The 24,407-nt window shown below is 71.8% G+C and carries 18 protein-coding genes and 1 tRNA gene; 13 read left to right on the forward strand and 6 right to left on the reverse strand.

The genetic code is table 11. From position 1 onward, the window contains the following. Nucleotides 1-280: 280 nt before the first annotated feature. Nucleotides 281-2,854: an FtsX-like permease family protein gene (locus ABZ822_RS00515; protein WP_360845222.1), complete on the reverse strand. Its 2,574-nt coding sequence runs from the start codon at nt 2,852-2,854 to the stop codon at nt 281-283. Further along, on the reverse strand, nt 2,851-3,639 hold the full coding sequence (locus tag ABZ822_RS00520) for an ABC transporter ATP-binding protein (protein WP_360845225.1): 789 nt from the start codon (nt 3,637-3,639) through the stop codon (nt 2,851-2,853). The genes ABZ822_RS00515 and ABZ822_RS00520 overlap by 4 nt, the downstream gene beginning before the upstream one ends. 768 nt (nt 3,640-4,407) lie before the next feature. Here ABZ822_RS00520 and ABZ822_RS00525 point away from each other — a divergent pair. Then, nucleotides 4,408-5,964: an MDR family MFS transporter gene (locus tag ABZ822_RS00525; protein WP_360846883.1), complete on the forward strand. Its 1,557-nt coding sequence runs from the start codon at nt 4,408-4,410 to the stop codon at nt 5,962-5,964. Nucleotides 5,965-6,116: 152 nt separating this feature from the next. Here the strand turns inward: ABZ822_RS00525 and ABZ822_RS00530 are convergent, their stop codons facing one another. Continuing rightward, nucleotides 6,117-7,088: a cellulose-binding protein gene (locus ABZ822_RS00530; RefSeq protein WP_360845228.1), complete on the reverse strand. Its 972-nt coding sequence runs from the start codon at nt 7,086-7,088 to the stop codon at nt 6,117-6,119. Nucleotides 7,089-7,253: 165 nt separating this feature from the next. Between ABZ822_RS00530 and ABZ822_RS00535 the strand changes: the two genes are divergently transcribed. After that, complete coding sequence (locus ABZ822_RS00535; protein WP_360845231.1) at nt 7,254-8,636, forward strand: histidine kinase; 1,383 nt, start codon at nt 7,254-7,256, stop codon at nt 8,634-8,636. A gap of 163 nt (nt 8,637-8,799) precedes the next feature. Here the strand turns inward: ABZ822_RS00535 and ABZ822_RS00540 are convergent, their stop codons facing one another. Both ABZ822_RS00540 and ABZ822_RS00545 read right to left on the reverse strand, forming a co-directional pair. Next, nucleotides 8,800-9,303 (reverse strand): SUKH-3 domain-containing protein, encoded by a 504-nt coding sequence (locus tag ABZ822_RS00540; protein WP_360845234.1) that lies wholly within the window; start codon nt 9,301-9,303, stop codon nt 8,800-8,802. 1 nt (nt 9,304) lies between these two features. Beyond that, on the reverse strand, nt 9,305-9,844 hold the full coding sequence (locus ABZ822_RS00545; RefSeq protein ID WP_360845237.1) for a YwqJ-related putative deaminase: 540 nt from the start codon (nt 9,842-9,844) through the stop codon (nt 9,305-9,307). A gap of 151 nt (nt 9,845-9,995) precedes the next feature. On the opposite strand from ABZ822_RS00545, the gene ABZ822_RS00550 reads away from it, so the two are divergent. The 11 genes from ABZ822_RS00550 (at nt 9,996) to ABZ822_RS00600 (ending at nt 21,571) form a co-directional block, all read left to right on the forward strand. After that, nucleotides 9,996-10,817, forward strand: a complete 822-nt coding sequence (locus tag ABZ822_RS00550; protein ID WP_360845240.1) for a hypothetical protein — start codon at nt 9,996-9,998, stop codon at nt 10,815-10,817. 197 nt (nt 10,818-11,014) lie between these two features. After that, the gene (locus ABZ822_RS00555) at nt 11,015-11,989 is read left to right on the forward strand and encodes an SMI1/KNR4 family protein (protein WP_360845243.1); all 975 of its coding nucleotides are present in this window, start codon (nt 11,015-11,017) and stop codon (nt 11,987-11,989) included. 6 nt (nt 11,990-11,995) lie between these two features. Further along, nucleotides 11,996-14,905, forward strand: a complete 2,910-nt coding sequence (locus ABZ822_RS00560) for an SUKH-4 family immunity protein (RefSeq protein WP_360845246.1) — start codon at nt 11,996-11,998, stop codon at nt 14,903-14,905. A gap of 143 nt (nt 14,906-15,048) precedes the next feature. Beyond that, complete coding sequence (locus ABZ822_RS00565) at nt 15,049-15,738, forward strand: hypothetical protein (protein WP_360845249.1); 690 nt, start codon at nt 15,049-15,051, stop codon at nt 15,736-15,738. A gap of 29 nt (nt 15,739-15,767) precedes the next feature. Continuing rightward, nucleotides 15,768-15,839 (forward strand) — tRNA-Gln (locus tag ABZ822_RS00570). A gap of 114 nt (nt 15,840-15,953) precedes the next feature. Next, nucleotides 15,954-17,429, forward strand: a complete 1,476-nt coding sequence (glmU, locus tag ABZ822_RS00575) for a bifunctional UDP-N-acetylglucosamine diphosphorylase/glucosamine-1-phosphate N-acetyltransferase GlmU (protein WP_360845252.1) — start codon at nt 15,954-15,956, stop codon at nt 17,427-17,429. A 156-nt stretch (nt 17,430-17,585) separates the two neighbouring features. Next, nucleotides 17,586-18,563, forward strand: a complete 978-nt coding sequence (locus tag ABZ822_RS00580) for a ribose-phosphate diphosphokinase (protein WP_360845255.1) — start codon at nt 17,586-17,588, stop codon at nt 18,561-18,563. Nucleotides 18,564-18,783: 220 nt separating this feature from the next. Next, nucleotides 18,784-19,398, forward strand: a complete 615-nt coding sequence (locus ABZ822_RS00585; protein ID WP_360845258.1) for a 50S ribosomal protein L25/general stress protein Ctc — start codon at nt 18,784-18,786, stop codon at nt 19,396-19,398. Nucleotides 19,399-19,530: 132 nt separating this feature from the next. Further along, nucleotides 19,531-20,121, forward strand: a complete 591-nt coding sequence (pth, locus tag ABZ822_RS00590) for an aminoacyl-tRNA hydrolase (protein WP_360845261.1) — start codon at nt 19,531-19,533, stop codon at nt 20,119-20,121. A 70-nt stretch (nt 20,122-20,191) separates the two neighbouring features. After that, the gene (locus ABZ822_RS00595) at nt 20,192-20,704 is read left to right on the forward strand and encodes a hypothetical protein (RefSeq protein ID WP_360845264.1); all 513 of its coding nucleotides are present in this window, start codon (nt 20,192-20,194) and stop codon (nt 20,702-20,704) included. Nucleotides 20,705-20,908: 204 nt separating this feature from the next. After that, nucleotides 20,909-21,571 (forward strand): LPXTG cell wall anchor domain-containing protein, encoded by a 663-nt coding sequence (locus ABZ822_RS00600; RefSeq protein WP_360846885.1) that lies wholly within the window; start codon nt 20,909-20,911, stop codon nt 21,569-21,571. Nucleotides 21,572-21,639: 68 nt separating this feature from the next. Here the strand turns inward: ABZ822_RS00600 and ppc are convergent, their stop codons facing one another. Further along, nucleotides 21,640-24,375: a phosphoenolpyruvate carboxylase gene (gene ppc / locus ABZ822_RS00605; protein ID WP_360845266.1), complete on the reverse strand. Its 2,736-nt coding sequence runs from the start codon at nt 24,373-24,375 to the stop codon at nt 21,640-21,642. Nucleotides 24,376-24,407 lie beyond the last annotated feature (32 nt).

A 24,407-nucleotide genomic window follows, 5' to 3' on the forward strand; every position in this document is an offset into this window, starting at 1 on the left:
CACCTGACAGTCCGGCGATCATGTCAACACAATCCGTAGCCAATTGGGAGAGTTTCGCCTTCACTGCTGGTCAACCCATCGGCTGGGGCGGCGCCGTTGCCGTACGGGCTTGTGGCGGACGTGGCAACGAGCCCGGTCCCGCTCCCGCGAGCGGAGATCTTGAAGGCCGGGCGGAAACGGCTTCGAGCGTCCGACCGGCACGGCAGGAGCCCCCGGTCCCGCTCCGTTCGAGCGGTCCCGGGGGCTCCTCATAGCGCGCGCCGACGCGTCGGCGCGCCCGTCACTCCGTCGCGATCGCGGTCAGCACGTTCATCCGTCCCGCCCGGAACGCCGGGATCAGGGCGGCGATCAGGCCCACGAACGCCGAGGCGATGAAGACCGTGACGATCGTCGGCCACGGGATGTCCAGGACCTCCAGGCCCTGGAGGGCCAGGAGCTTCTGGGCGCTGGCGCCCCAGCCCATGCCCAGGCCGAGGCCCAGGAGCGCGCCGAAGAGGGCGATGACCACGGACTCCAGGCGGATCATGCGCCGGAGCTGGCGGCGGGAGAGGCCGATGGCGCGCATCAGGCCGATCTCACGGGTGCGTTCGACGACCGAGAGCGCGAGGGTGTTCACCACGCCGAGGACCGCCACGATGATCGCCAGGGCCAGCAGGCCGTAGACGATGTTGAGCAGTTGGCCGACCTGTTCCTTCAACTGCTTCTTGTAGTCGGTCTGGTCGCGGACCGTGTACTGCGGGTACTCCTTCATGGAGTCCTTGAGCGCGGTGTACGCGGCCTTCTCCTTGCCGGCCTCCGCCTTCGCGAACATGATCGTGTTCAGCGGCATCCGGTCCTCGGGCAGATACCGGGCTGCCGTGGCGATGCTGGTGTAGTTGACGCCCTTGTCGACCGAGGAGTCGTCGGAGGTGATCGCCGCGACCTTCAGCCGGGCCGTCTCACCGCCCTGGAACGCCACCTTCAGCCGGTCGCCGACCTTGATGTCGTGCTTCTTGGCGTACGTGTCGCCGACCGACATGGCGTTCCTGCCGTAGGCCGCGGGCAGTTCGCCCGAGACCGTCTCCCGCCGCAGGTCCTGCGCGTACGTCGGGTCGGCCGCGACCACGCCCGCGTCACCGGACTCGCCGTCCGGGGTGGTGATCCGCGTCTCGAGCTGCTTGTACTCGGTGACGTGGTCGACCCCGGTGGCGGTCCGCAGGGCCTTGGCCGCCTGCGGCTGGATCGGCTGGCCGGTGTCGGACTGGACGATGAAGTCCGCGCCGACCGACTTGTCGAGCTGGTCGGTGGCGGAGGCCACCATCGAGGAGCCGACCACGGAGAGACCCGCGACCAGCGCGAGGCCGATCATCAGCGCCGCGCCGGTGGCCCCCGTGCGCCGTGGGTTGCGCAGGGCGTTGCGCTCCGCCATCCGCCCCACGGGGCCGAACATCCGCAGCACGACCGCGCTGATGACACGGACCACGAAGCCCGCGAGCACCGGGCCGATGACGACGAAGCCGATGAGCGTGAGGACGACACCGAGGCCGAGGAGCAGCGAGCCCTCGGCCGCCTTGTCGGCCTGGGCCGCGGCCCAGAGGCCGGCGCCGCCCGCGGCGGTGAGCACCGTGCCCAGGACGGCGCGGACCCAGCCCGTCTTCCGGTCCGCCGGAGTCCCGACGTCGCGCAGCGCGGCCATCGGGGAGACCTTGCCGGCGCGCCGCGCGGGCAGGTAGGCCGCGAGGACGGTGACGACGACGCCGAGGCTGACGCCCACCACGGGGGTGGTCCACTTGACCGTCAGATCCGCCGTGGACAGGTGCATCCCCAGGAAGCCCATGAGCTTCATGAGGCCGACCGCGAGTCCCACGCCCGCGCCGACGCCGGCGATGGAGCCGACGAAGCCGAGCAGCAGCGCCTCGATCAGCACCGAGCGGTTGACCTGCCGCCGACCCGCCCCGATGGCGCGCATCAGGCCGATCTCGCGGGTGCGCTGGGCGACCAGCATCGAGAACGTGTTGATGATGAGGAAGATGCCGACGAGGAAGGCGACTCCGGCGAAGCCGAGCATCGCGTACTTCATCACGTCGAGGAAGCTGCCGATGCCCTCGCGGCTGGAGTCCGCGGCCTCCTTCGCCGTCTGCACCTTGTACCCGGCGCCGAGTTCGGCCGCGACGTTCTTCTTGAGCTGTCCGTCGCTGACGCCGGGGGCGGCGGTGACGGAGACGGAGGTGTAGACGTCCTTGCCGCCGAGCAGCTTGCGCTGCGCGGTCTTCGTGTCGAAGTAGACCACCGCGGCACCGGGGTTGGTGACCTTGAACGCCGCGATGCCGACGATCTTCGCCCGGAAGTCGCCGGTGACGGCGATGGTGCGCAGTTCGTCGCCGAGCTTCAGATGGTGCTTCTCGGCGGTGTCCGCGTCGACCATGACCTGGGTGGGACCGCGCGGGCGGTGGCCCTCCGAGATCTCCATGGCGCGCAGTTCGTTGCCGGTCCAGTTGGCCGCGATGGTCGGGGCGCCGGTGCTGGAGCCCATGTTCTTGTTGTCGGAGTTGACGACCGTCACGCTCATGCTGGTGACGGCGCCCTCGACGGTCTTCACGCCCTTCGCCTTCTTGACCTCGTCCAGCGTCCGGGCGGGCAACGACTCGGGGCGGCCGGTGCTCGGCGCCTCACCGCCGTCCTTCTGGCCCTTGGGGCCGACGGTGACGTCGGCTGAGGTGGTGGCGAAGAGCTTGTCGAAGGTGGTGTTCATGGTGTCGGAGAAGACCAGCGTGCCGCTCACGAAGGCCACCGACAGCAGGACGGCGATGGCGGAGAGCGCCATCCGCCCCTTGTGCGCAAGGAAGTTGCGCAGCGACGTTCTGACGACCGTCACGACACCCTCCCGCGGGCGTCGAAGTTCTTCATCCGGTCCAGGACCTGCTCGGCGGTCGGGTTGTACATCTCGTCCACGATCCGCCCGTCGGCCAGGTACACGACCCGGTCCGCGTACGCGGCGGCGACCGGGTCGTGGGTGACGGTGACGATGGTCTGGCCCAGTTCGTCGACCGAGCGCCGCAGGAAGCCGAGGACCTCCGCGCCCGCGCGCGAGTCCAGGTTCCCGGTCGGCTCGTCGCCGAAGATGATCTCGGGGCGGGAGGCGAGGGCGCGGGCCACGGCGACGCGCTGCTGCTGGCCGCCGGACAGCTCGGTCGGCCGGTGCTTGAGGCGGTCCGCCAGGCCCACCGTCGACACGACGCGGTCCAGCCACTCGCGGTCGGGCTTGCGGCCCGCGATGTCCATGGGCAGCGTGATGTTCTCCAGCGCGTTCAGCGTCGGCAGCAGGTTGAACGCCTGGAAGATGAAGCCGATACGGTCCCGGCGCAGCCGCGTGAGCTTCTTGTCCTTGAGCTTCGTGATCTCGGTGTCGTCGACGAAGATCTGGCCCGAGGTCACGGTGTCGAGGCCGGCCAGGCAGTGCATGAGCGTGGACTTGCCGGAGCCCGACGGGCCCATGATCGCGGTGAACTGCCCGCGGGCGATGTCCACATCGACATGGTCCAGGGCGACGACGCGCGTCTCGCCCGCCCCGTAGGCCTTCAGGACCTGACGCGCTCGTGCGGCAACGGCCGTACGCCCTCCACTGCCCCCGGTCTTGGGAATGGTCACAGCCGAAGTCACGGTGTCTCTCCTCAGTGTCTGCGGGAGGGGTATCGGATCCCCATCCGGTGCGGGCCCGAGTCTGCTGGCGGGCGGCGGTGCCGCGCACGGGTGCGCAGCGCCGTCCCGGGAGGGGGTTTTCCCTACCCCTTCGCCGCGGGACTCCGGGAACTGGCCCCACTCCCCGGAGTCCCGCGGCCCCCTTTCGGGGCCTACGAGAAGGCTAGGGGCGGCACGTTGATCCCCTCCTCCTCCAGCAGGACGAACCCCGGCTGCCCGCAAGGACGAGCTTCCCCTAGGGGTCGTCCGTCCCTCGGCCGAGCCGGGCGTACGCATCGAGCCTGCACCCTCACGTAACCGGAGGGTCAAGCCCGGATCCGCCCCTATGCGGGTCCGGGGCAGCGGCCGGGCCGCATAGGGGGTCCGGGGCTCGGGCGGAGGGTTCTCTCCCGTGGGGGTCGGGCCGTAGCCCCTGTTTCCGTTGCCGGGCGCCGCATGGAAGGGTGCGTCTTACACGGACCTGAGGACGTACGCTCGACCGGCTCCGTACGCGGACCGGCGGTCTGCGCGGACGGGCGGCGTACGCGGAACCGGCGGCCCACGCGGAACCGGTGGCTACGCGGACCTTCAGGACGCCGTACGTCGTACACGGACCTGACGTCCTGCACACGGACCTTGAGGAGGGGCACGGTGAGCGGCACCGCGAGACGCACGGACCACGGCGCGGCATCAGGGGCGGCCCCCGCCCCCGTCCCCACCGACCGCCGGGGTCCCGTCGCCGCGGCCCTCATGCTCGGTATGGCGCTGGCCGCGCTGGACAGCACGATCGTGTCGACCGCCGTCCCGCAGATCGTCGGCGACCTCGGCGGCTTCTCCGTCTTCTCCTGGCTCTTCTCCGGCTATCTGCTCGCGGTGACCGTCAGCCTCCCCGTCTACGGCAAGCTGTCCGACACCTTCGGCCGCAAGCCCGTCCTCGTCTGCGGCATCGTCCTCTTCCTCCTCGGCTCCCTGCTGTGCGCGGGGGCCTGGAGCATGGGGGGCCTCATCGCCTTCCGTGTCGTCCAAGGGCTGGGCGGAGGCGCGATCCAGGGGACCGTCCAGACGATCGCCGCCGACCTGTACCCGCTGAAGGACCGGCCGAAGATCCAGGCCAAGCTGTCCACGGTGTGGGCCGTGTCGGCCGTCGCCGGACCGGCCGTCGGCGGGCTGCTCGTCGCGTACGCCCACTGGCGCTGGATCTTCCTCATCAACCTGCCGGTCGGCGCCGTCGCCCTGTGGCTGATCCGGCGTCACCTCCGCGAGACCGTACCGGCGCGTCCCCCGCTGCCTTCGGACGAGCGAGCGGGAGGGCGGCCCCGCCGCGTGCCCCGCGTCGACTGGGCCGGGGCGCTGGCCGTGTTCGCCTGCGGCGGACTGCTGCTGACCGCGCTGGTTCAGGGCGGCGTGGCCTGGCCCTGGCTGTCGGCGCCCTCGCTCGGGCTGTTCGGGGCAGGGGCGTTGTGCGCCGTGGCGACCGTCGTCATCGAGCGCCGGACGGCCGAGCCGATCATTCCGAGCTGGGTGTGGAAACGCCGGACGATCGCGGCCGTCAACCTCGCTCTCGGCGCGCTCGGCCTGCTCATGGTCGCCCCGACCGTCTTCCTGCCGACCTACGCCCAGTCCGTCCTCGGACTCGGCCCCATCGCCGCCGGGTTCGTACTCTCCGTCATGACCCTGAGCTGGCCGGTGTCGGCCGCGCTGAGCAGCCACGTCTACAACCGCGTCGGGTTCCGGCAGAGCGCGCTGATCGGCATCGGCCTCGCCGCGCTGATCCTGGCGGCCTTCCCCCTGCTCCCGTACCCCGGCGAGCCGTGGATGCCCGCGCTGATCATGCTGCTGCTCGGGGGCGCGCTCGGCATCTTCCAGCTCCCGCTGATCATCGGCGTCCAGTCCTCGGTGGGGTGGGCCGAGCGCGGTACGGCCACGGCGTCCGTGCTGTTCAACCGGCAGATCGGGCAGAGCGTGGGCGCGGCCCTGTTCGGGGCGGTCGCCAACGCGACCCTCGCCGGGCGCCTGGCGGAGGCGCCCGCCGCGATCCGGCGGGACCTGCCGGACAGCCTCGACTCGGTCTCGCACGCCCTCGAGCACCCCGGGACGCTCTCGGACACCGCGGCGGACTATCTGCGGCGGGCGGTCGACGCGGCCGTCGACCACGTGTACGTGGGGGCGGCGGCCGCCGCGGCACTCGCCTTCCTGGTGCTCCTGCTGCTGGCCCCGCGCCGCTTCCCCGTCCTGCCCGACAGCGAGTCCGGACCGGACGGCGCGGACACCGCCCCGGAGCGCGCGGAGGCGGGCGGGGGCGCGTAGACGCGGACGGGCGCGGCCCGCGCCGCGCCCGCCACCGGGCCGCATCGCCGTGACGTGCCCGTCAACACCGGCCGCGCAAGCCGGTGCCGGCACGAGGGGAAGCGGGCTACGGGCAGCAGGGGGGGGCGCCTCCCGACAGCGGGGCCGCCGCCTCAGTCCTCCGTGCTCGCCGACTGCCCCGGCACCGATCCGGTCTCCGCCACCTCTCCCCCACTCGCCTTGCCGCCCTTGGTGTTCCCCTCCGGAACGCGGGCCGACAGCGCCGCCAGGCTCCCCCGGACGTGCTCCAGATGCCGGCGCACCTCGTCGCGCCGCTCCTCGTGCTGCCGCAGCACGTCCTCGGTCTCCTCCACGACCCGCTCCTCCCAGGAGCGCGCCCGCGCCAGCAGGTCCGCGGCCTGGGCCTCCGCCGCCTCCTGCCCGTACCGCGCCGCCTGGTCGACCTCCGCGAACCGCCGCTGCGCCGCCGCCAGCCCGGCCTCCGCCCGCTCCACCAGCTCCTCGACACGGGCGTCGAACCCGGCCTCCTGCTCGGCCAGTTCGCGCCCCGCCTCGTCCCAGCGGGCCGCCTGTTCCTTCTCCTGGTCGGCGAGGAGATCACCGCACCGCGCCTGCATCTCCTTCAGGGCCGCGACCGCGTCCGTGCGCAGTTCCTTGGCATCGCGCCGCGCCGTCGACCGCATCTCGTCGGCGACCTGCTGGGCCACGACCCGGCACCGCTCAGCCCACGCGTCCGCGTCCCCCCGTACCGCCGTCGCCGCACCGCGCGCGTCGTCCCGTACGACCCGGGCGAGCGCGTCCGCCTCCTCGCGCACCTCGTGCGCCGCCGCTTCGGCCGCGTCCCGCAGGTCCACCGCCTCGGAGTCGGCCAGGGACAGCAACTCCTGGGCCCGCGTGCCCAGCCCCTCGTACGTCTGCGGCGGCATCGACGCCGCCGTCTCCCGCAGGTGACGGGCCTCTTCCTCCATCTCCTTGACGAGGACGGTGAGGCGCGCCGCGCGCTCCCAGGTCTCGTCGCGGGACGCCGACAGCCCGCCCACGATGCGGTCGACCTGCTCGGGCCGGTAGCCCCGCTCGCGGCCCCGAACCGTCGTGAAGCCCTGCGATGACACGGACGCACTCATCCTCAAGCCCCTTTTATCCGTCATGGTGGTCATGGCGTGTTCTGCGGCGCACATCTTTCTGGATCAGAGCGAATACCGCATAACGCGACACTCCGCACGCGACCGCGCCAAGAGGCGGGGAAACCCGGCGGAAAATGCGCGTGCGCCGCCCGTACGCTGGTCGGTATGACCACAACGGGGGCAGTCAAGGAGGCCGGGGCGCGTGGTGCGCCGACCGGCCCGTGGTGGTGGGCGAGACGGCGCAGCATGGTGTTCGACGTCGTCCTCGCCGTCGCCTCCGCCATCGAGTGCGCGGTCGAGGGCGTCCCCTTCGCGCGCGAGGCGGACGTGCCGGTGGGCGCCGGGGTGGCGCTCGGCCTGGTGGCCGGATCGGCCCTCGTCCTGCGGCGGCGCTGGCCGATAGCGGTCGTCCTGGTCTCGATCGCGGTGACCCCGGCCGAAATGGGCTTCCTGCTCGGCGTGGTGGGCCTCTACACCCTCGCCGCTTCCGACGTACCGCGCCGCATCACCGTCATCCTGGCCGGCATGTCCATGGCCGGGACCCTGCTGATCACCTTCATCAGCTTCCACCAGGACATGCGGAGCGACGGCTACAGCCCGCCGTTCTGGGTCACCACCCTCGTCTCCTCCCTCATGGCCATCGGCCTGGCCGCGCCGTCCCTGCTGCTCGGCCTGTACGTGGGCGCGCGCCGCCGCCTCGTGGAGAGCCTGCGCGAACGGGCCGACGGTCTCGAACGCGAACTCTCCCTCCTCGCCGAGCGCGCCGAGGAGCGCGCGGAGTGGGCCCGCAACGAGGAGCGCACGCGGATCGCGCGGGAGATGCACGACGTGGTCGCCCACCGCGTATCGCTCATGGTCGTCCACGCCGCCGCCCTGCAGGCCGTGGCCCAGAAAGACCCGGAGCGCGCCGTGCGCAACGCCGCTCTCGTCGGGGACATGGGGCGGCAGGCGCTCAACGAGCTGCGCGAGATGCTCGGCGTCCTGCGCACCGAGGACCGGCTCGCCGTACCGGCACGGCTCGCGGAGTTCGCCACCGGGCACGGGGGCACCGAGGTGGACGGAGACGGGACCGCGGGCACGGACGGTTTCACGATGACGGCCGTGCCCGTGCCCGCGGCCGCGCCGGAGACGGACGGGCCCTCGCTGGGCGAGCTGGAAGCCCTCATCGGGCAGTCACGGGCGGCGGGCATGACGGTCGAGCTGTCGGTCGAGGGCGACCGGCGCACCTACACCCCCCAGGTCGAGCAGACCGCCTACCGCGTCGTCCAGGAAGCGCTCACCAACGTCCACAAGCACGCCGCGGGCGCCAAGGCACAGGTCCGGCTCGCCCACCGGGAGGCCGAGGTGGCGGTCCTGGTGGAGAACGGGCCCCCGGCCGAGGGCGTGGCCGGCGCCCGCCTTCCCAGCGGCGGCAACGGGCTGGTCGGCATGCGGGAGCGGGTCACGGCTCTCGGCGGCGGCTTCGTGTCCGGGCCGACGGACGCGGGTGGCTTCCGCGTCTCGGCGGTGCTCCCGGACCGAGCGCCGGACGCGCTGCGGCCGGTCTGACGCCGGCGGGTCCCACCACGGCCTGTACGAGGCGGCCGGTCCGGCCACAGCTCGTACGACCACGGCCGGTCCGCAGGGGCCGCACGGACGCGGTCGGTCCGGTCAGGGCCCGTACGAACGCGGTCGGGCCGGTCAGGGCCCGATACGAACGCGGCCGGGCCGGTCAGCCGCCCGTCGAGAGGCGGGCCGGGCGGGTGCCCGTGATCAGGGTGGCGAGCGCCGTGTCGATGTCCTGCCCCAGGAACCAGTCCCCGGTGTGGTCGAGGCTGTAGACCCGGCCCTCGGCATCGATCGCCAGCACCGCTCCCGCACCCCCGGTCTCCGCACCCAGCGGACACACCTCGGCCTCCAGCGCCCGCCCCAGATCGGCGAGCGTGCGGGCCATGTGCAGCCCCCGCATCGGGTCCACCACCAGCGGCGTGGGCGCGATGTGCCGGCCCGGCCCCGCCCCCGAGACGTACAGTCCGCCGAACTCCGCCCACGCCTCGACGGCCGCGGGGAAGACGGTGTGCTCGTGCCCCGCGGGCGAGACGTGGGCGCGGAGCGCGTCCGCCCAGATCTCGGCCTGCCGGATGTCCCAGCGGCCCGGCTGCCATCCCGCCTCGCGCAACGCCGCGTCGACGGCGACGGAGAAGCGCGTGGCGGCGGTCCGGTCGAATGCGCGCACATCAGCCCCCGGCCGTGGCCGGATCGACCGCGCGCACACCGAAGTGGGCCAGCAGCGGCGAGCACGAGCGGCAGGGCGGGGCGTACGCACCGTGCTGCGGATCGCCGTCCTCACGGATGTGCCGCGCGGTGAGCTTCGCCTGCTTCAGCGCCTTGCGCGCCTCGCTCTGCGTGAGCGGCTTCCGCGAGGCGCGCTTGCTGCGCGCCCCCTCCGCCTCCGAGAGGAAACGCGAGAGGAGGACGGCCTCGGGGCAGCGGCCCGTGTGGCGTTCCCGCCGGTCGGTGCCGAGCATGTCGAGGAAGTCCTGCACGAGCGGATGCAGGGCAGGCGGCTGGTCGCCCTTGCTGGCCGTCGCCGTGAGCGTCGCTCCGCGCACGGACAGCGCGGCCGCCACGGCCGGCAGGATTCCGTCACGGCGGTGACGGAGCACGGGCGGGCCACCGGCGCCATCCGTGACGCTCCAGCTCAGCCGGGGATCCCCCGGCCGTTGCGCAGCTGCGCCGGACGCGTCAGCGGCGTCGATCTCTGGTGCGGCGTTCATGGTGGCGCTCTTCCCTCCCGTGCAATCCCCCGAGTTGCGGGGACAGCCTGCCAAATCTGCTGGCAGATGGGGAAGTCGCGGACGCGCTCCAGCGCGCCGTTCTCCTACCGGGGGGTTGCGGGCGGGACCCCGAGGCGGGAAGGTGCCGGACATGCGTACCCGGCCGCCCCACCGTGCCCGTGACCGCCGTGAACCCGCCCGCGGACGGCGCGTTCTCGCCTGTCTCCTCGCCGTACCGGTCTTCGCGCTGTCAGCGGTGGCGTGCACCGGCGACAGCGGGAACAGCGCGTCGGACGACCGGTCGGCGGCCGGGAAGGGCAAGGACGGCGCCGGCTCCGGCGATTCCCAGAACAGCAATACGGAAGAGGACAAGGGCGTACGGGCCCTGACGAAAGCGGAATTGACATCCGCACTCCTGACCAAGGGCGACATCTCCGGCTACGAGGTGGAGCGCACCAAGTCCGGCGGCATCACCGCCGAGGACCCCGCCGAGGTCGACCGCAAGGAGTGCCGCGCCATCGCGGACGCCATCGCGTCGAAGCCCGCGCACCGGCGGACCGCGAGCGTCAACGCCACGCTCGCCAAAGCGACGTTCGGCGGGAGCGGGACCTTCCAGGCGCTGCAGCTCTCCTCCTGGGCGGACGGCGAGGCGCGCGCGTGGCTCGGTGAACTGGAGAAGGCGACCGGCGCCTGCGACTCCTTCAAGGGCACCCGGAACGGCGGCGGCACGACCCGGTTCACGGTCGGCGACGCCGAAGGGGCCGACGCCGGGGACGAGTCCGTCACCTTCTCCCTGCGCGAGGACGGCGGCGGAGAGGGGAAGAACGGCGGGGAGGTCGTCGTCACCGTCGTCCGCAGCGGAGCGAACACCGCCACCTATCTGTCCATCCCCATGGCCGGGAAGGCCGCCCCCGTCGAGGAGAGCGTCGCCGCCGAGCAGCACGAGAAGCTCACGGCGGCGGCTGACGGCTGACGGCTGACGGCTGACGGCTGGCAACTAACGACTGACAACTAACGACTGACAACTAACGGCTGCCGCAACTGACGGCTTTCGCGCCGCGTGCCAGGGCAGGGCCATCCCCTGCCCGGCGTCCCACCGGGAAGAGACCCCTTGCGCCGCCATTGCATAGGCTGTGCGCCAATAGCCGGACGCAGCAGGGGGCAACAGCCATGACGACAGGTCGGCTCGGGCACGCCGCGCCACCGAACTCGGCCTACGCCGGGCAGGTCGTGAACTTCCCGGACCCGGTCCGGGCCGCCCGCCACCCCAGAGGCGTACGGGTGGACGACCACGGACTGCCGGACTTCTCCGCGTATGCCCGCGCGGCGGCCGAAATCGCCGATCCCCCCGAGGGGTTCGGCGTCGACGAACTACGCCTGACCGACTACGTGTCCGCCAACGCCGCCCTGCACGCCGCCGGACACGAGCTGTGGGCCAGCCTGCCCCCGGTGGCCACCCCGCACGGCTGGACATGGCACCACGTCCCCGGCACCCGCCGCGTCGAACTCGTCCCCGTCGAGGTCAAGGCGCTCCTGCGGCACCACGGCGGCCTGGCGACCGCCGCCGTCGACCAGAACAAGCGCGGCACCCGCCCCCTCCAGGAGACCCGACCCGTCCACTTCGGCCTGCCCAGCAGGGACCTCGCGGTCACCGAGGACCAGGTCCTCGGCGTCGAGGAGGACCTCGGCTACCGCCTCCCCGGCGCGTACCGCGCGTTCCTCAAGGCGGCGGGCGGCTGCGCCCCGGTCGGCGTCGCCCTCGACGCCGAACTCGGACTCCTGGTCGACCAGCCGTTCTTCACGGTGCGCGACGAGGCCGCCGTCAACGACCTCGTCTACATCAACAAGTGCCTCCGCGACCACTTCACCAAGGACTTCCTGGGCATCGCCTTCGTCCAGGGCGGCGTCCTCGCGGTGAAGGTACGGGGGCAGGCGCTCGGATCGGTGTGGTTCTGCGCGTACGACGACGCACGCGACCGCGACGGCACCACGGTCCAGGAGCGCGCCGGGCAGTTGCTGCTGCCGTGCGGCGACGACTTCGACGACTTCCTGCAGCGCCTGGCGGGCAACCCGCCGGAGCTGGAGACCGTGGCGAACCTGATGGTGGACGGCGGCTTCGCGTACGCCGTCCCGATGGAGGGGTGAGGCGCGATGGTGACCTTCGCGCAGGCACAGGAGCGCGCGGAGCGCTGGGTCAACGGCGAGGTACCGCCGTACCAGCACCGCGACGTACAGGTCCGCGAGTTCGACCTCGGCTTCGTCGTGTGGGCCGAGGACCACGCGGACCGGCCCACGACGGACGGCGGCCGGGCCAGGCTGGTCATCGCCCGCGACAGCGGTGAGGCGACGCTGTGGCCCGGACTCCCGGTGGGCGAGATCATCCGCCGGTACGAGGAGGAGTACGGCGCACCGGCCGACGGCGCAGGGGCGGCGGCCGACGTGCCGCCCCAGCGGATCGACCTGGAGGCCACGTCGTTCCTGCTGACGCCACCGGAGTGGCTGCAGGAGGCGGCGGACCAGATCGGCATCCCGGACCGGCGGTCGTCGGGGACGACGACGGGGACGGGTTCGGCCCGCACGGGTCCGGGCGCAACGGGTGGCGCGGACGCCACGCGCCGTCCGGAGCCTGCCGGTACGGGCGGTACGGGGCCTGCCAGTTCAGGCGGTCCGGGCGGTACGGGTGCGGCCGGTTCCGAAGGTTCCGCGGCCCCGGCTGCCGGTGCTGCGGCCCCGGCCGGTCCGACCGGTTCGGCGCCCGGTTCGGGTTCCGGCGCACCCGCGGCCGGGGCATCCTGGCCGGGACCGGGCGCGCAGAGCGACGGTCCGGCACCGTCGTCGTACGAGCCCACGGCCGGAACTCCCGCCTCCGCACCCGGTCCCGGTCCCGGTCCCGGCACACCCTCCGGCGGCACGGCCTGGGCGGACGCCAACACCGCCGGTGACGACGACGACCGCTCCGTCGACCTCCCCGCGACCGTGTTCGCACCGCCGCTGGTCGTCGACGACGAGGACACCCCGCAGCCCGGCGTACCCGCTGACGCCAAGACCGAGCTGATGTCGGGCGGCAGCCAGTTGCCGCGTACGACCGTGGCGCCCGCCGTCGACGACCCGGGGCAGGCCGGGCCGGGCCACGCCGGACCGGGTGCCCCGGCGGCCGGTGCGCCCGGAGCGCCGCCGCAGCCGCCCCTCCCGCCGAACGGACCGAACGGACCGCAGGGCCCGTACGGGTCGCAGGGCCCCAACGCACCTGGCGCACCCGGCATGCCGCCGTCACCGGGACCGGGCGCGAGCGACATCGCGGACGCCGCGACCGCCAAGGCCCCCCGCAACCCGGACCGCGCGGGCGCCGGCACTCCCCCGCCCCCCGGCGCACCCGGCACCCCCGGCGCGGGCGCACCCCCGGCCTCCGGCCCCGGCGCACCCGGCGCCCCGGCGGGCGGCTACATCCCGACCCAGCTCGTCTCGGCCCTTCCGCCGGAAGCCGCCCCGGACGGCCCCGGCACTCCGGGCGCACCCGGCGCCCCCCGCAACCCGGGCGACGCCGGACCGGGCGGGCCCGGCGGACCCGGCGGTGTCCATGCCGCGGCGACGATGCTCGCCGACTCCTCCGGCTCCGGCTTCCCCGGCACACCCGGACCTCCCGGCGCACCCGGCACACCTCCGCCCCCCGGCCCGCCCGGAACCCCCGGCGCGCCCCCGCCACCCGGCCCGCCCGGAACCCCGGGCGCCAGCGGCCCCGGCGGTGTCCACGCCGCCGCCACGATGCTCGCCGACTCCTCCGGCTCCGGCTTCCCCGGCACACCCGGCCCCGGCGGCCCTGCCGGACCCCAGCCTCCCGGCGCACCCGGCGCCCCGGGCAAGCCCGGCATGCCTCCGGCCGGACCCGGCGGCGTCCACGCGGCCGCCACGATGCTGGCCGGCGGCCCGGGCGCACCGCCCCCGCCCGGCCCCGGAGCCCCCGGCCCCGGCATGCCGCCCCCCGGCGCGCAGCCCCCGGGAACCCCCGGCATGCCCCCGGGCGCACAACAGCCCGGCGCACCGGCCGCCTACGGCTACCCCCAGCCGCCCGCCGGGCCGCCCATGGTCGGCCCCGGCTACATGGCCGTACTGCGCTACCGCGCCCAGGACGGCTCCGAGCAGCAGCTCATCCGCCGCTCCGCACCGGGCACCCCCCACCCGGAGTGGCAGATCCTCCACGAGCTGAGCGCCCTGGGCGTACCGCCGCAGCAGGTCCTGGAACTGCACACCGAGCTGGAGTCCTGCGACCTGCCGGGCGGCTACTGCGCCCGCATGATCCGCGAGACCTGGCCGCAGGTCCGCATCAGCAACACGGCGCCGTACGGTCGCGATCACGCCACCCGCCAGCAGGGCGTACGGCATCTGATCGAGCACCAGGGCGAGCTGCACCAGGTCGCGGACGGTCCGGCACGTCCGGCGCCGAACCGCGTGCCGCTGCCGCACCCGCAGCAGGTGCAGCCCGCGCCGCCCGTTCCCCCGCAGGGACTGGCGCACGAGCTGGCGCAGGCCTTCCCCCCTCAGGCCCTGTTCCGCTTCGACCAGCGGGCGGTGTCCCGCCAGGGCGTGCCGGAGGTGGTCGCCCAGACACTGGTGTGGGCGGGCCTGCCGGTGGAGATCGGCCCGTTCTTCTGGGCGCAGGCCCAACCGGGCCGCCCCGTTCCCACGCTGGCTGAACTGGCCGCGGAGCGCGGGGTGCAGCCCGCACCGGACGCGGGCTCGTACCTCGTGATGGGCAACGACTTCGGACGCCAGCTCTGCGTCCAGTACGGCACGGCGAACATCGTCGCGGTACCCGTCGAGGCAGGCCCTGGCGGCCAGGCTGTGACACCGCAGTTCGTCAACTCCGGCCTGCCGGAGTTCGTGCGCTGCCTGGCACTCCTGGGCCGCATGTGGCGCCTGCGCTACGGGCTGACCCCGGAGCAGGCGGGCCGCTGGACCGTCGACTTCCAGGCTCAGCTCGCCTCTCTCGACCCGGCCGCCCTGTCCACCCCGGAGACCTGGTGGGCGGTGCTCCTCGAGCAGATGTGGGACGGCCTGCTCTAGCCGTCGCCCGCCGCGCTGTGCCCGGCCTCGAACAAGAGGCCGGGCACAGCGCCGCCCGCAGGCGCATGCACCTTCCCCACTCGAACTGATGAACCACCCAAGTTTTCGGGACATTCGGGCGTCCGCCCCCAAAGCATGGACGCATGGTTCAAGCGAAACCCGAGATGCGGCAACGCGCCCGCGAACTGCGCGGCGAGGGCAAGACGTACGACGAGATCGTGGCCGAGCTGGGGGTGTCCAAGAGCTCGGTCTCGCTGTGGGTGAGGGACCTCCCGAAGCCGGACTGTCCGGCGCGGCGCACGGAGCACGCCCGCGCCGTTGCGGAGGCGCGCTGGACCCGGCACCGGCGCGAGCGGAACGTGGAGCGCCAGCAGACGAAGCTCGGGGCGGCCCGCGACATCGGCCGCCTGACAGACCGGGAGCTCTTCCTCGTAGGCGTGGGGCTGTACTGGTCGGAGGGGGCCAAGTGCAAGCCTCACCAACCGAGCGAGCGCGTCATCTTCGTGAACAGCGACGCCGACATGATCAGGCTCTATCTCGCCTGGCTCCGGCTCTTGGGCATCGCCTCCGAACGCCTGCGGTTCAGCTTGATGATCCACGAATCCGCCGACACCGAAGCAGCCCTGAATCACTGGGCCGACGCCACCGGCGCGCCCGTGAGTAAATTCCTCAAAACGACACTGAAGAAGCACAATCCGAAGACCACGCGGAAGAACGTGGGCGAGGGCTATCACGGCTGCCTCAGAGTGCGCGTCCTGGACAGTGCCGACCTGTACCGTCGCATCGAGGGCTGGTGGTACGGCATAGTGGTGGGGGCCAACTCGACGATCTAGGCGGTTGTCCGTTTTGGCCTAACTTGCTATCCGCTGTGGTGTAATTGGCAACACTGTGGGTTTTGGTCCCATCATTCCAGGTTCGAGTCCTGGCAGCGGAGCCTAAGGTTCGAATATCCGGGTCCTGACCGTGCGGTCAGGACCCGCCTCGTTTCCGGTGCAAAACACCCCGGTATCCTGCGAGTGTCCACCACCCGAAGCCGAAGGGCACACCCGTGAGCGCCAACCGCCCGGCAGCCGTCGTCGTCCTCGCAGCGGGTGAAGGCACCCGTATGAAGTCGGCGACCCCCAAGGTCCTGCACAGCATCTGCGGCCGGTCCCTCGTCGGCCATGTCGTCTCCGCCGCGCGCGAGCTCGGCCCCGAGGAACTCGTCGTGGTGGTCGGGCACGCCCGCGAGCAGGTCACCGCCCATCTCTCCGCGATCGACCCGGACGTGCGCACCGCCGTGCAGCACGAGCAGAACGGCACCGGTCACGCCGTGCGCATGGCGCTGGAGGAGCTGGCGAAGTCCGATGACGCGGGGCCCCTCGACGGGACCGTGGTCGTCGTCTGCGGCGACACCCCGCTGCTCACCGGCGAGACGCTGCGCCGGCTGTCCGCGGTCCACAGTGCCGACGGCAACGCCGTCACCGTGCTGACCGCCGTCGTCCCGGACTCCACCGGCTACGGCCGCATCGTGCGCGATCCGGACGGCGGCGCCGTCACCGCGATCGTCGAGCACAAGGACGCCACCGAGGCGCAGCGGGCGATCGCCGAGATCAATTCGGGGGTGTTCGCGTTCGACGGGCGGCTGCTCGCGGATGCGCTGGGCAAGGTGCGGACGGACAACAGTCAGGGTGAGGAGTACCTGACCGATGTGCTCGGCATTCTGCGGGAGTCGGGGCACCGGGTGGGCGCGGCGGTGGCGGCCGATCACCGGGAGATCCTGGGTATCAACAACCGTGTGCAGCTCGCGGAGGCGCGGCGGCTGCTGAACGCGCGTCTGCTGGACGCGGCGATGCTGGGCGGCGTGACCGTGGTGGATCCGGCGACGACGTGGGTGGATGTGTCGGTGACGTTCGAGCAGGACACGCTGGTGCATCCGGGGACGCAGTTGCACGGTGCGACGCATCTGGCGTCGGGCGCCGAGGTGGGTCCGAACTGCACGCTGACGGACACGGTGGTCGGTGAGGGCGCGCGGGTGAGTTTCACGGTGGCGGAGGGCGCGGAGGTGGGCGCGGGGGCGAGCGCGGGGCCGTACGCGTATCTGCGGCCGGGCACGAAGCTGGGCCGGCGTTCCAAGGCCGGTACGTATGTGGAGATGAAGAACGCGGACATCGGTGAGGGCACGAAGGTGCCGCATCTGTCGTATGTGGGTGATGCGACGATCGGTGATCACACCAACATCGGTGCGGCGAGTGTGTTCGTGAACTACGACGGTGTGGCGAAGCACCACTCGACGATCGGTTCCCACTGCCGGACCGGTTCGGACAACATGTTCGTGGCGCCGGTGACGGTCGGGGACGGCGCGTACACGGCGGCCGGTTCGGTCATCACCAGGGATGTGCCCCCGGGTTCGCTGGCGGTCGCGCGTGGCCAGCAGCGGAACATCGAGGGCTGGGTCGCGCGCAAGCGGCCCGGGAGTGCGGCCGCCCAGGCGGCGGAGGCTGCTCGTGAGGCGTCGGCGCGGGAGACGCCGGACGGCGAGTGATGCGGCGGTGAGGCAGCCGGTGACGAGGCGAGCCGCGAGGCGAGTCATGAGGAGGGCGTCGGCCGTAGGCGGGCGTATCCGTACGGGGCGTACCGTGAAAGAGTCGGGTGCGTCCTACAATCCCCCACCCAATTCAGCGTGCAAGGAGACTGTGCTGTGACCGGGATCAAGACGACCGGCGAGAAGAAGCTGATGCTCTTCTCCGGCCGCGCCCACCCCGAGCTGGCCGAGGAGGTCGCGCATCAGCTCGGTGTCGGCCTGGTCCCGACGAAGGTGTTCGACTTCGCGAACGGCGAGATCTATGTCCGTTTCCAGGAGTCGGCGCGTGGCGCGGACTGTTTCCTGATGCAGAGCCACACGGCTCCCATCAATAAATGGATCATGGAACAGCTCATCATGATCGATGCTCTGAAGCGGGCTTCCGCGCGGAGCATCACGGTGATCCTGCCGTTCTTCGGGTATGCCCGGCAGGACAAGAAGCACCGTGGCCGTGAGCCGATTTCGGCGCGGCTGATCGCGGATCTGTTGAAGTCGGCGGGCGCGGACCGGATTCTTACGGTCGATCTGCACACGGACCAGATCCAGGGCTTCTTCGACGGTCCGGTGGACCATCTCTTCGCGCTGCCGCTGCTGGCGGATTATGTCGGTTCGCGCGTCGACAGGGACAAGCTGACGGTCGTCTCTCCGGACGCGGGCCGCGTGCGGGTGGCGGACCGCTGGTGCGACCGGCTGGCGGCGCCGCTGGCGATCGTGCACAAGCGGCGGGACAAGGACGTCGCGAATCAGGTGACGGTGCACGAGGTGGTCGGTGACGTGGAGGGCCGGGTGTGTGTCCTGGTCGACGACATGATCGACACGGGTGGCACGATCTGCGCCGCCGCGGACGCGTTGTTCGCCAACGGTGCCGAGGACGTGATCGTGGCGGCGACGCACGGTGTGCTGTCGGGTCCGGCCGGGGACCGGTTGAAGAACTCGAAGGTGAGCGAGTTCATCTTCACGAACACGTTGCCGACGCCGGGTGAGCAGGAGCTCGACAAGATCTCGGTGCTGTCGATGGCGCCGACGATCGCGCGTGCGGTGCGTGAGGTCTTCGAGGACGGTTCGGTGACGAGCCTTTTCGACGAGCAGGCGTGAGCATCGCGTAACGGTCAGTAGGTGATTGTCCGCGTCCGCGCCGGATGTTGGTGATCGATTTCTGAGGCGGCCTCCCCGCCGGGTAGACTCCTTGAGTTGCTCGGCGAGGGAGGCCGTACGCATGACGTGCGGCGCTCCGTAATCGGCGCGCTCTTCGTAGCAGGTCTGTCGTGGGCCGGGTGACGGCCGTCGTATATCTGCTTTCTACGAGGAGTGCAGCATGGCTGAGGTCAAGATCCCCAGTGAGGCCCGCAAGGAGTTCGGCAAGGGCGCTGCCCGCCGTATCCGCCGTGAGAACAAGGTTCCCGCTGTCGTCTACGGTCACGGCGACGACCCGATCCACGTGACGCTGCCGGGTCACGACCTGTTTCTCGCGCTGAAGACCCCGAACGTGCTCATCGGCCTGGACCTGGACGGCCGCAAGGAGCTCGTGATCCCGAAGGCCGTGCAGCGCGACCCGCTGAAGGGTTTCGTCGAGCACGTCGACCTGCTGCTGGTGAAGCGCGGCGAGAAGGTCAACGTCGAGGTCCCGATCCACACGGAGGGTGACCTGGCGCCGGGCGGCAACCTGCTCGAGCACGTGCTGAACGCGCTGCCGGTGGAGGCCGAGGCCACCCACATCCCCGAGGGCGTCTCCGTGTCCATCGAGGGCCTGGAGGCCGGTGCCTCCATCCTCGCGAAGGACATCTCCCTGCCGAAGGGCACCTCGCTTGCCGTCGAGGAGGACGCGGTCGTCCTCCAGGTCGTGGCGGCGCAGGCCGAGGAGCCGACCGAGGAAGAGGAGGCCGAGGAGGCCGAGGCTCCGGCTGCCGCCGAGGCTCCCTCCGAGGACTGATCCGGGCGAGGCTTCCGGGGTGTTCCGGGGGCCGCTGTCCGAAGAAGAGATGGCCGTCCGACCGCTGCTCCGCGCCGTGCGTGCGGGGCGGCGGTCCGGGCGTTGTGGCCGGTCCGTCGAGGAGAGACGCAGATGAGCGATGTGGACAGCCCGTGGCTGATCGTGGGTCTGGGCAACCCGGGTCCGGAGTATGCGGCGAACCGTCACAACGTCGGTTTCATGGTGGCGGATCTGATCGCGGACCGCATGGGGGGCCGGTTCAAGAGCCATAAGTCGCGTGCGCAGGTGGTCGAGGGGCGGCTGGGTGCGCCCGGTCCGTCGAGCCGCCGTGTGGTGATCGCGAAGCCCATGTCGTACATGAATCTGTCGGGCGGTCCGGTCAATGCGCTGCGCGACTTCTACAAGATCCCGCTGGGCAACATCGTTGCGATTCATGACGAGTTGGATATCGATTACGGGGTGCTGCGCCTGAAGAAGGGTGGCGGCGACAACGGGCACAACGGGCTGAAGTCGATGACGAAGGCGATGGGTCCCGACTATCACCGGGTGCGCTTCGGTATCGGCCGTCCGCCGGGCCGTATGGATGTGGCGGCATTCGTTCTGAAGGATTTCTCCTCGGTCGAGCGCAAGGAGCTGGACTACTTCGTGGACCGGGCCGCGGACGCGGTGGAGACGTTGATCGTGGACGGTCTCGAACGAGCGCAGGGCACGTATAACTCCTAACGGGACAGCCCATCCCAAGGCGTATGCGGAAGGTTGACCCGGGCCTTCCGGATGGCCAAGGATCGCGGCCATGGCGAGAACCATGCGCATTCGACGGAGTCCTGTCCGCCGTGCCGGTGAGAGCGCCTATGGCTTGCTCCTGGTGGGCAGGAATGTGCTGTTGATCGGCGTGGTGCTGCTGCTGATGACGGCCGGTGTGTGGTCGTCGTGGAACACGGCGCAGCACGTGATGCTGACGAAGGGCCGCGAGCGGGGCACGGTGACGATAGCCCGGTGCGACGCGGAGACGTGCACGGGATCGTTCGCTCCGGCGGGCGGCGGGGGTACCGAGCGGCCGAAGGTGTCCATCGACAAGTCCGTGACGCACAAGACGGGTGAGCGTCTGCTGGTCGCGGTGAAGCCGGGCACGGACGAGGTCGTGCGGACGGGCTGGGCGGGGATCCTGTACGCCTGGGTGCCGTTCGCGGGTGCGTTGCTGCTGTCGGCGCTGGTCCTCGCGGGTGGTCTGCGGATGCGGCGTACGGCGTGGGTGGTGGGTCTGCTGGGTGTGGTTCAACTGGGCGTGACGTTTGTGCTGTTGTGACCGTGGCGATGGTTGTCGGGTGGTCCACGCCCGTCGTGGCCGGCCGGTTGGCTGAGTCGCGGTGGCCGGATCGTGACCAGGACCTACGGGACAGCTGGGACACCAGGGCACGGACGGGACGTCGCGCTTCTTGACCAGCGGTGAGTGGTGGCTGGATGCTGAGCCGCCGCCCCCAACTCCTTCCGGCAAGAAGTTGGTATGCCCATGCGCACCTCCTCCTCCGCGTGTGCCGCGACGGTGGCCCTGGCGGCTTCCCTGCTGCTCGGCGCCTCACCCGCGTACGCGACACCCCCCGGTGACAACGGGACCGTGAAGATTCACGATGCGGGCACCGGCGAGGAACTCCGCCGCAATGAACCGCACGTCTGCACCTTCTACCTCGACGCGTTCGGCTTCGACGGCGGTCAGAAGGTGGACTGGAAGATCGTCGGGATGCCGCCGACCGGCACCAAGGGCACGGAGGCCAGGTCGGGTTCGCTGACCCTGGACGGCGAGGGGCACGGCCGCAGTTCCGACCTGACGCTGCCGGACGGACACTACAAGCTGGTCTGGACGTTCGACGGCGAGCACGGGCGTGCCAAGCACAAGGTGTTCTGGACGGATTGCGGGGACGAGAGCCCCGCGCCGGGTGGCGGGCCGGGCGGACAGCCGTCCGGGAAGCCGGACGACAAGCCGTCGCCGCGGCCGTCGTCCGAGCCGTCGGCGTCCGCGCCGGCCGCTCCGGCTCCTTCCCCGTCGCCGAACGGCGGCGGGGACGACCTGGCCGAGACGGGCGCTTCGGTCACCGGCATGTCGGTGGCGGCGGTGCTGCTCCTCGGCACCGGCGGTGTGCTGGCGCTGCGCCGCAGGGCCCGCAGCCGCGGCTGACCGCAACCCCTGCGACGGCCGCCCCGCGCCGTGCCGGCGCGGGGCGGCCGTCCTGCGGTTCCTGGGCTTCAGCCGGTGTTGCGCAGGCCCGCGGCGACGCCGTTGACCGTGAGCAGCAGGGCCCGTGAGAGCAGCTGGTCGGGCGCCTCGCCCCGGGCCGCGGCCTTCCTCTGCCGGTCGAGCAGCGCGACCTGGAGGTAGGAGATGGGGTCGAGGTAGGCGTCGCGGACGCGGAAGGTCTGCTGGAGCACCGGGTTCTGGTCGAGGAGTTCGCGCTCCCCGGTGATCCGCAGCACTTCCTGGACGGTGAGTTCGTGCTCCGCCTCGATGGTGGCGAAGACGTGCTTGAGGTCGTCGGGCACGAGGGTGTCGACGTAGTGGCGGGCGATCCGCAGGTCCGTCTTGGTCAGCGTCATCTCGACGTTGGACAGGAAGTTGCGGAAGAAGTGCCACTGCTGGTGCATCTCGTCGATGACGGAGCCGCGTCCGGCCTCGCGTGCGGCCTTGAGGCCCGAGCCGACGCCGAACCAGCCGGGCACGATCTGCCGCGACTGGGTCCAGCCGAAGACCCACGGGATGGCGCGCAGTCCGTCGAGACCGGCGCCGGAGTCGGGCCGTCGCGAGGGCCGGGAGCCGAGGTGGAGTTCGGCGAGCTGGTCCACGGGCGTGGAGGCGAAGAAGTACGCGGGCAGGTCGGGGTCCTCGACGAGCCGGCGGTACGCGGTGTGGGCGGCGTCGGAGACGGTGTCCATGGCCGCGTCCCAGCGGGCCAGCGCCTCGTCGGTCTGCCGCGGCGCCACGTGCAGCGCGGACGCCTGGAGGGTGGCGGCGACGGTGAGTTCGAGGTTCTCCCGGGCGAGGGACGGTACGAGGTACTTGTCGGAGATGACCTCGCCCTGCTCGGTGACCTTGATCTCGCCTTCGAGGGTGCCGTACGGCTGGGCGAGGATCGCGTCGTGCGTGGGGCCGCCTCCGCGGCCGACGGTGCCGCCGCGGCCGTGGAAGAGCCGCAGCCGTACGCCGTAGCGGTGGGCGACGTCGCGCAGCCGGCGCTGGGCACGGTGGATCTCCCACTGGGAGGTGGTGATGCCGCCGAACTTGGAGGAGTCGGAGTAGCCGAGCATGACCTCCTGGACGTCGCCGCGGAGGGCGACCAGACGCCGGTAGGAGGGGTCGGCCAGCATCTCGTCGAGGATCACGTCGGCGGCGCGCAGCTCGTCGGTGGTCTCCAGCAGCGGGACGATGCCGATCTTGGCCCAGCCCGCGTGGAGGTCGATGAGTCCGGCCTCGCGGGCGAGGACTGCGGCGGCGAAGACGTCGTCGGCGCCCTGGCACATGGAGATGATGTAGGACTCGATGACCTCGGGCCCGAAGCGCCGCATGGCCCTGCCGATGGTGGCGAAGACGCCGAGGGTCTTCTCGCCGGCGGCGTCGAGGGGCGCGGGCGTGGGGGCCAGCGGGCGGCGGGAGCGCAGTTCCTTGGCGAGGAGCTTGGTGCGGTAGTCCCGCGGCATGTCCGCGTACCGCCAGGACTCCTCCCCGAGGCGGTCGAAGAGCTGGCCGAGCGCGTGGTGGTGGGCGTCGGCGTGCTCGCGGACGTCCAGGGTCGCGAGCTGGAGGCCGAACGCTGCCAGGGTGCGGATGGTGCGGTCGAGGCGGCCGTCGGCGAAGAGGCCGCCGCGGTGGGCGCGCAGCGAATCCTGGATGAGGGTCAGGTCGGCGAGCAGCTCGGCGGTGCCGAGGTAGTCGCGGCCGGGCTGGTGGGCGGTGCCCTTGGCGAGCCGTTCACGGGTGTTGACGAGCTTCTGCCGGATGCACGTCGCCTTGAGGCGGTACGGCTCCTCGGCGTTGAGGCGCTTGTAGCGCGGGCTGATCTCGGGCAGTTGTTCCAGGTCGGTCCGGAGCGAGGTGAGCAGTTCCTCGGTGGCACCGGCGTAGCGGATGGAGTTGGAGAGCAGTCCGCGGAGGCCGTCGATCATCTCGAGGGCGTCGGTGATGCCGTGCTCGTGCTGGAGGATCAGTACGTCCCAGGTGACCTGGGGGGTGACGTTGGGGTTGCCGTCGCGGTCGCCGCCGATCCAGGTGCCGAACGTGAGGGGGCGGGTGCCGGGCGGCAGCTCGATGCCGACGCGTTCGAGCTCGGCGGCGAGGTCTTCCAGGACGTCTCCGACGGCGCCGAGGTGCAGCTCGTCGAGGTAGTAGATGGCGTTGCGGGCCTCGTCGGCGGGCTCGGGCCGGGCGACGCGCAGCTCGTCGGTCTGCCAGATGAGGTCGATGTTCTCGGCGAGGCGCAGGTCGGCCCGGCGGCGGTCGCCGTCGTCGACGGCGGTGTCGAGGAGGGCCGCGATGCGGCGCAGCTTGTTGAGGACGCTGCGGCGGGCCGCTTCGGTGGGGTGGGCGGTGAAGACGGGGCGGACGCCGAGCTGCTCCACGGTGCGGCGCAGGTGCTCGGGGTCGGCGTCCTTGAGCCGGTCTGCGGTCCGGGAGAGGAGCCCGCCCTCGGCGGCCCGGCGCTCGCGCAGCTCCTTGCCGCGGTGGACCTGCTCGGTGATGTTCGCGAGATGGAAGTACGTGGAGAAGGCGCGGACGAGCTTGCCGGCCGTGTCCAGGTCGGTGTCCCGGAGAAGGGTGGCGGCGGCGTCACCGTCCGTACGGGTGAGAGCCCGGACACGTTCGACGAGCTCGAGGAGCTCGGGTCCTTCCTGGCGTACGAGCGTCTCGCCCAGCAGGTCGCCAAGGCGTCGGATGTCGGCCCGCAGACTTGCGTTGTCCGAGGTCTCGGGGGTGATGTCGGCACTGCTCACGGGTGCGGCTCCTTGCAGGGGATTGCACGATG

The organism is Streptomyces sp. NPDC047108 (assembly GCF_040643575.1).
GTDB lineage: Bacteria > Actinomycetota > Actinomycetes > Streptomycetales > Streptomycetaceae > Streptomyces.

Excerpts from the sequence above, each read along its gene's own strand:
- ABZ822_RS00600 (WP_360846885.1), top strand. The coding sequence starts at position 20,909 with ATGCGCACCTCCTCCTCCGCGTGTGCCGCGACGGTGGCCCTGGCGGCT.
- ABZ822_RS00525 (WP_360846883.1), top strand. The coding sequence starts at position 4,408 with ATGCTCGGTATGGCGCTGGCCGCGCTGGACAGCACGATCGTGTCGACC.
- ABZ822_RS00545 (WP_360845237.1), bottom strand. The coding sequence starts at position 9,844 with ATGAACGCCGCACCAGAGATCGACGCCGCTGACGCGTCCGGCGCAGCT.
- ABZ822_RS00565 (WP_360845249.1), top strand. The coding sequence starts at position 15,049 with ATGGTTCAAGCGAAACCCGAGATGCGGCAACGCGCCCGCGAACTGCGC.
- ABZ822_RS00530 (WP_360845228.1), bottom strand. The coding sequence starts at position 7,088 with ATGAGTGCGTCCGTGTCATCGCAGGGCTTCACGACGGTTCGGGGCCGC.
- ABZ822_RS00535 (WP_360845231.1), top strand. The coding sequence starts at position 7,254 with ATGACCACAACGGGGGCAGTCAAGGAGGCCGGGGCGCGTGGTGCGCCG.
- ABZ822_RS00555 (WP_360845243.1), top strand. The coding sequence starts at position 11,015 with ATGACGACAGGTCGGCTCGGGCACGCCGCGCCACCGAACTCGGCCTAC.
- ABZ822_RS00585 (WP_360845258.1), top strand. The coding sequence starts at position 18,784 with ATGGCTGAGGTCAAGATCCCCAGTGAGGCCCGCAAGGAGTTCGGCAAG.
- pth (WP_360845261.1), top strand. The coding sequence starts at position 19,531 with ATGAGCGATGTGGACAGCCCGTGGCTGATCGTGGGTCTGGGCAACCCG.
- ABZ822_RS00595 (WP_360845264.1), top strand. The coding sequence starts at position 20,192 with ATGGCGAGAACCATGCGCATTCGACGGAGTCCTGTCCGCCGTGCCGGT.
- ABZ822_RS00560 (WP_360845246.1), top strand. The coding sequence starts at position 11,996 with ATGGTGACCTTCGCGCAGGCACAGGAGCGCGCGGAGCGCTGGGTCAAC.
- ABZ822_RS00550 (WP_360845240.1), top strand. The coding sequence starts at position 9,996 with ATGCGTACCCGGCCGCCCCACCGTGCCCGTGACCGCCGTGAACCCGCC.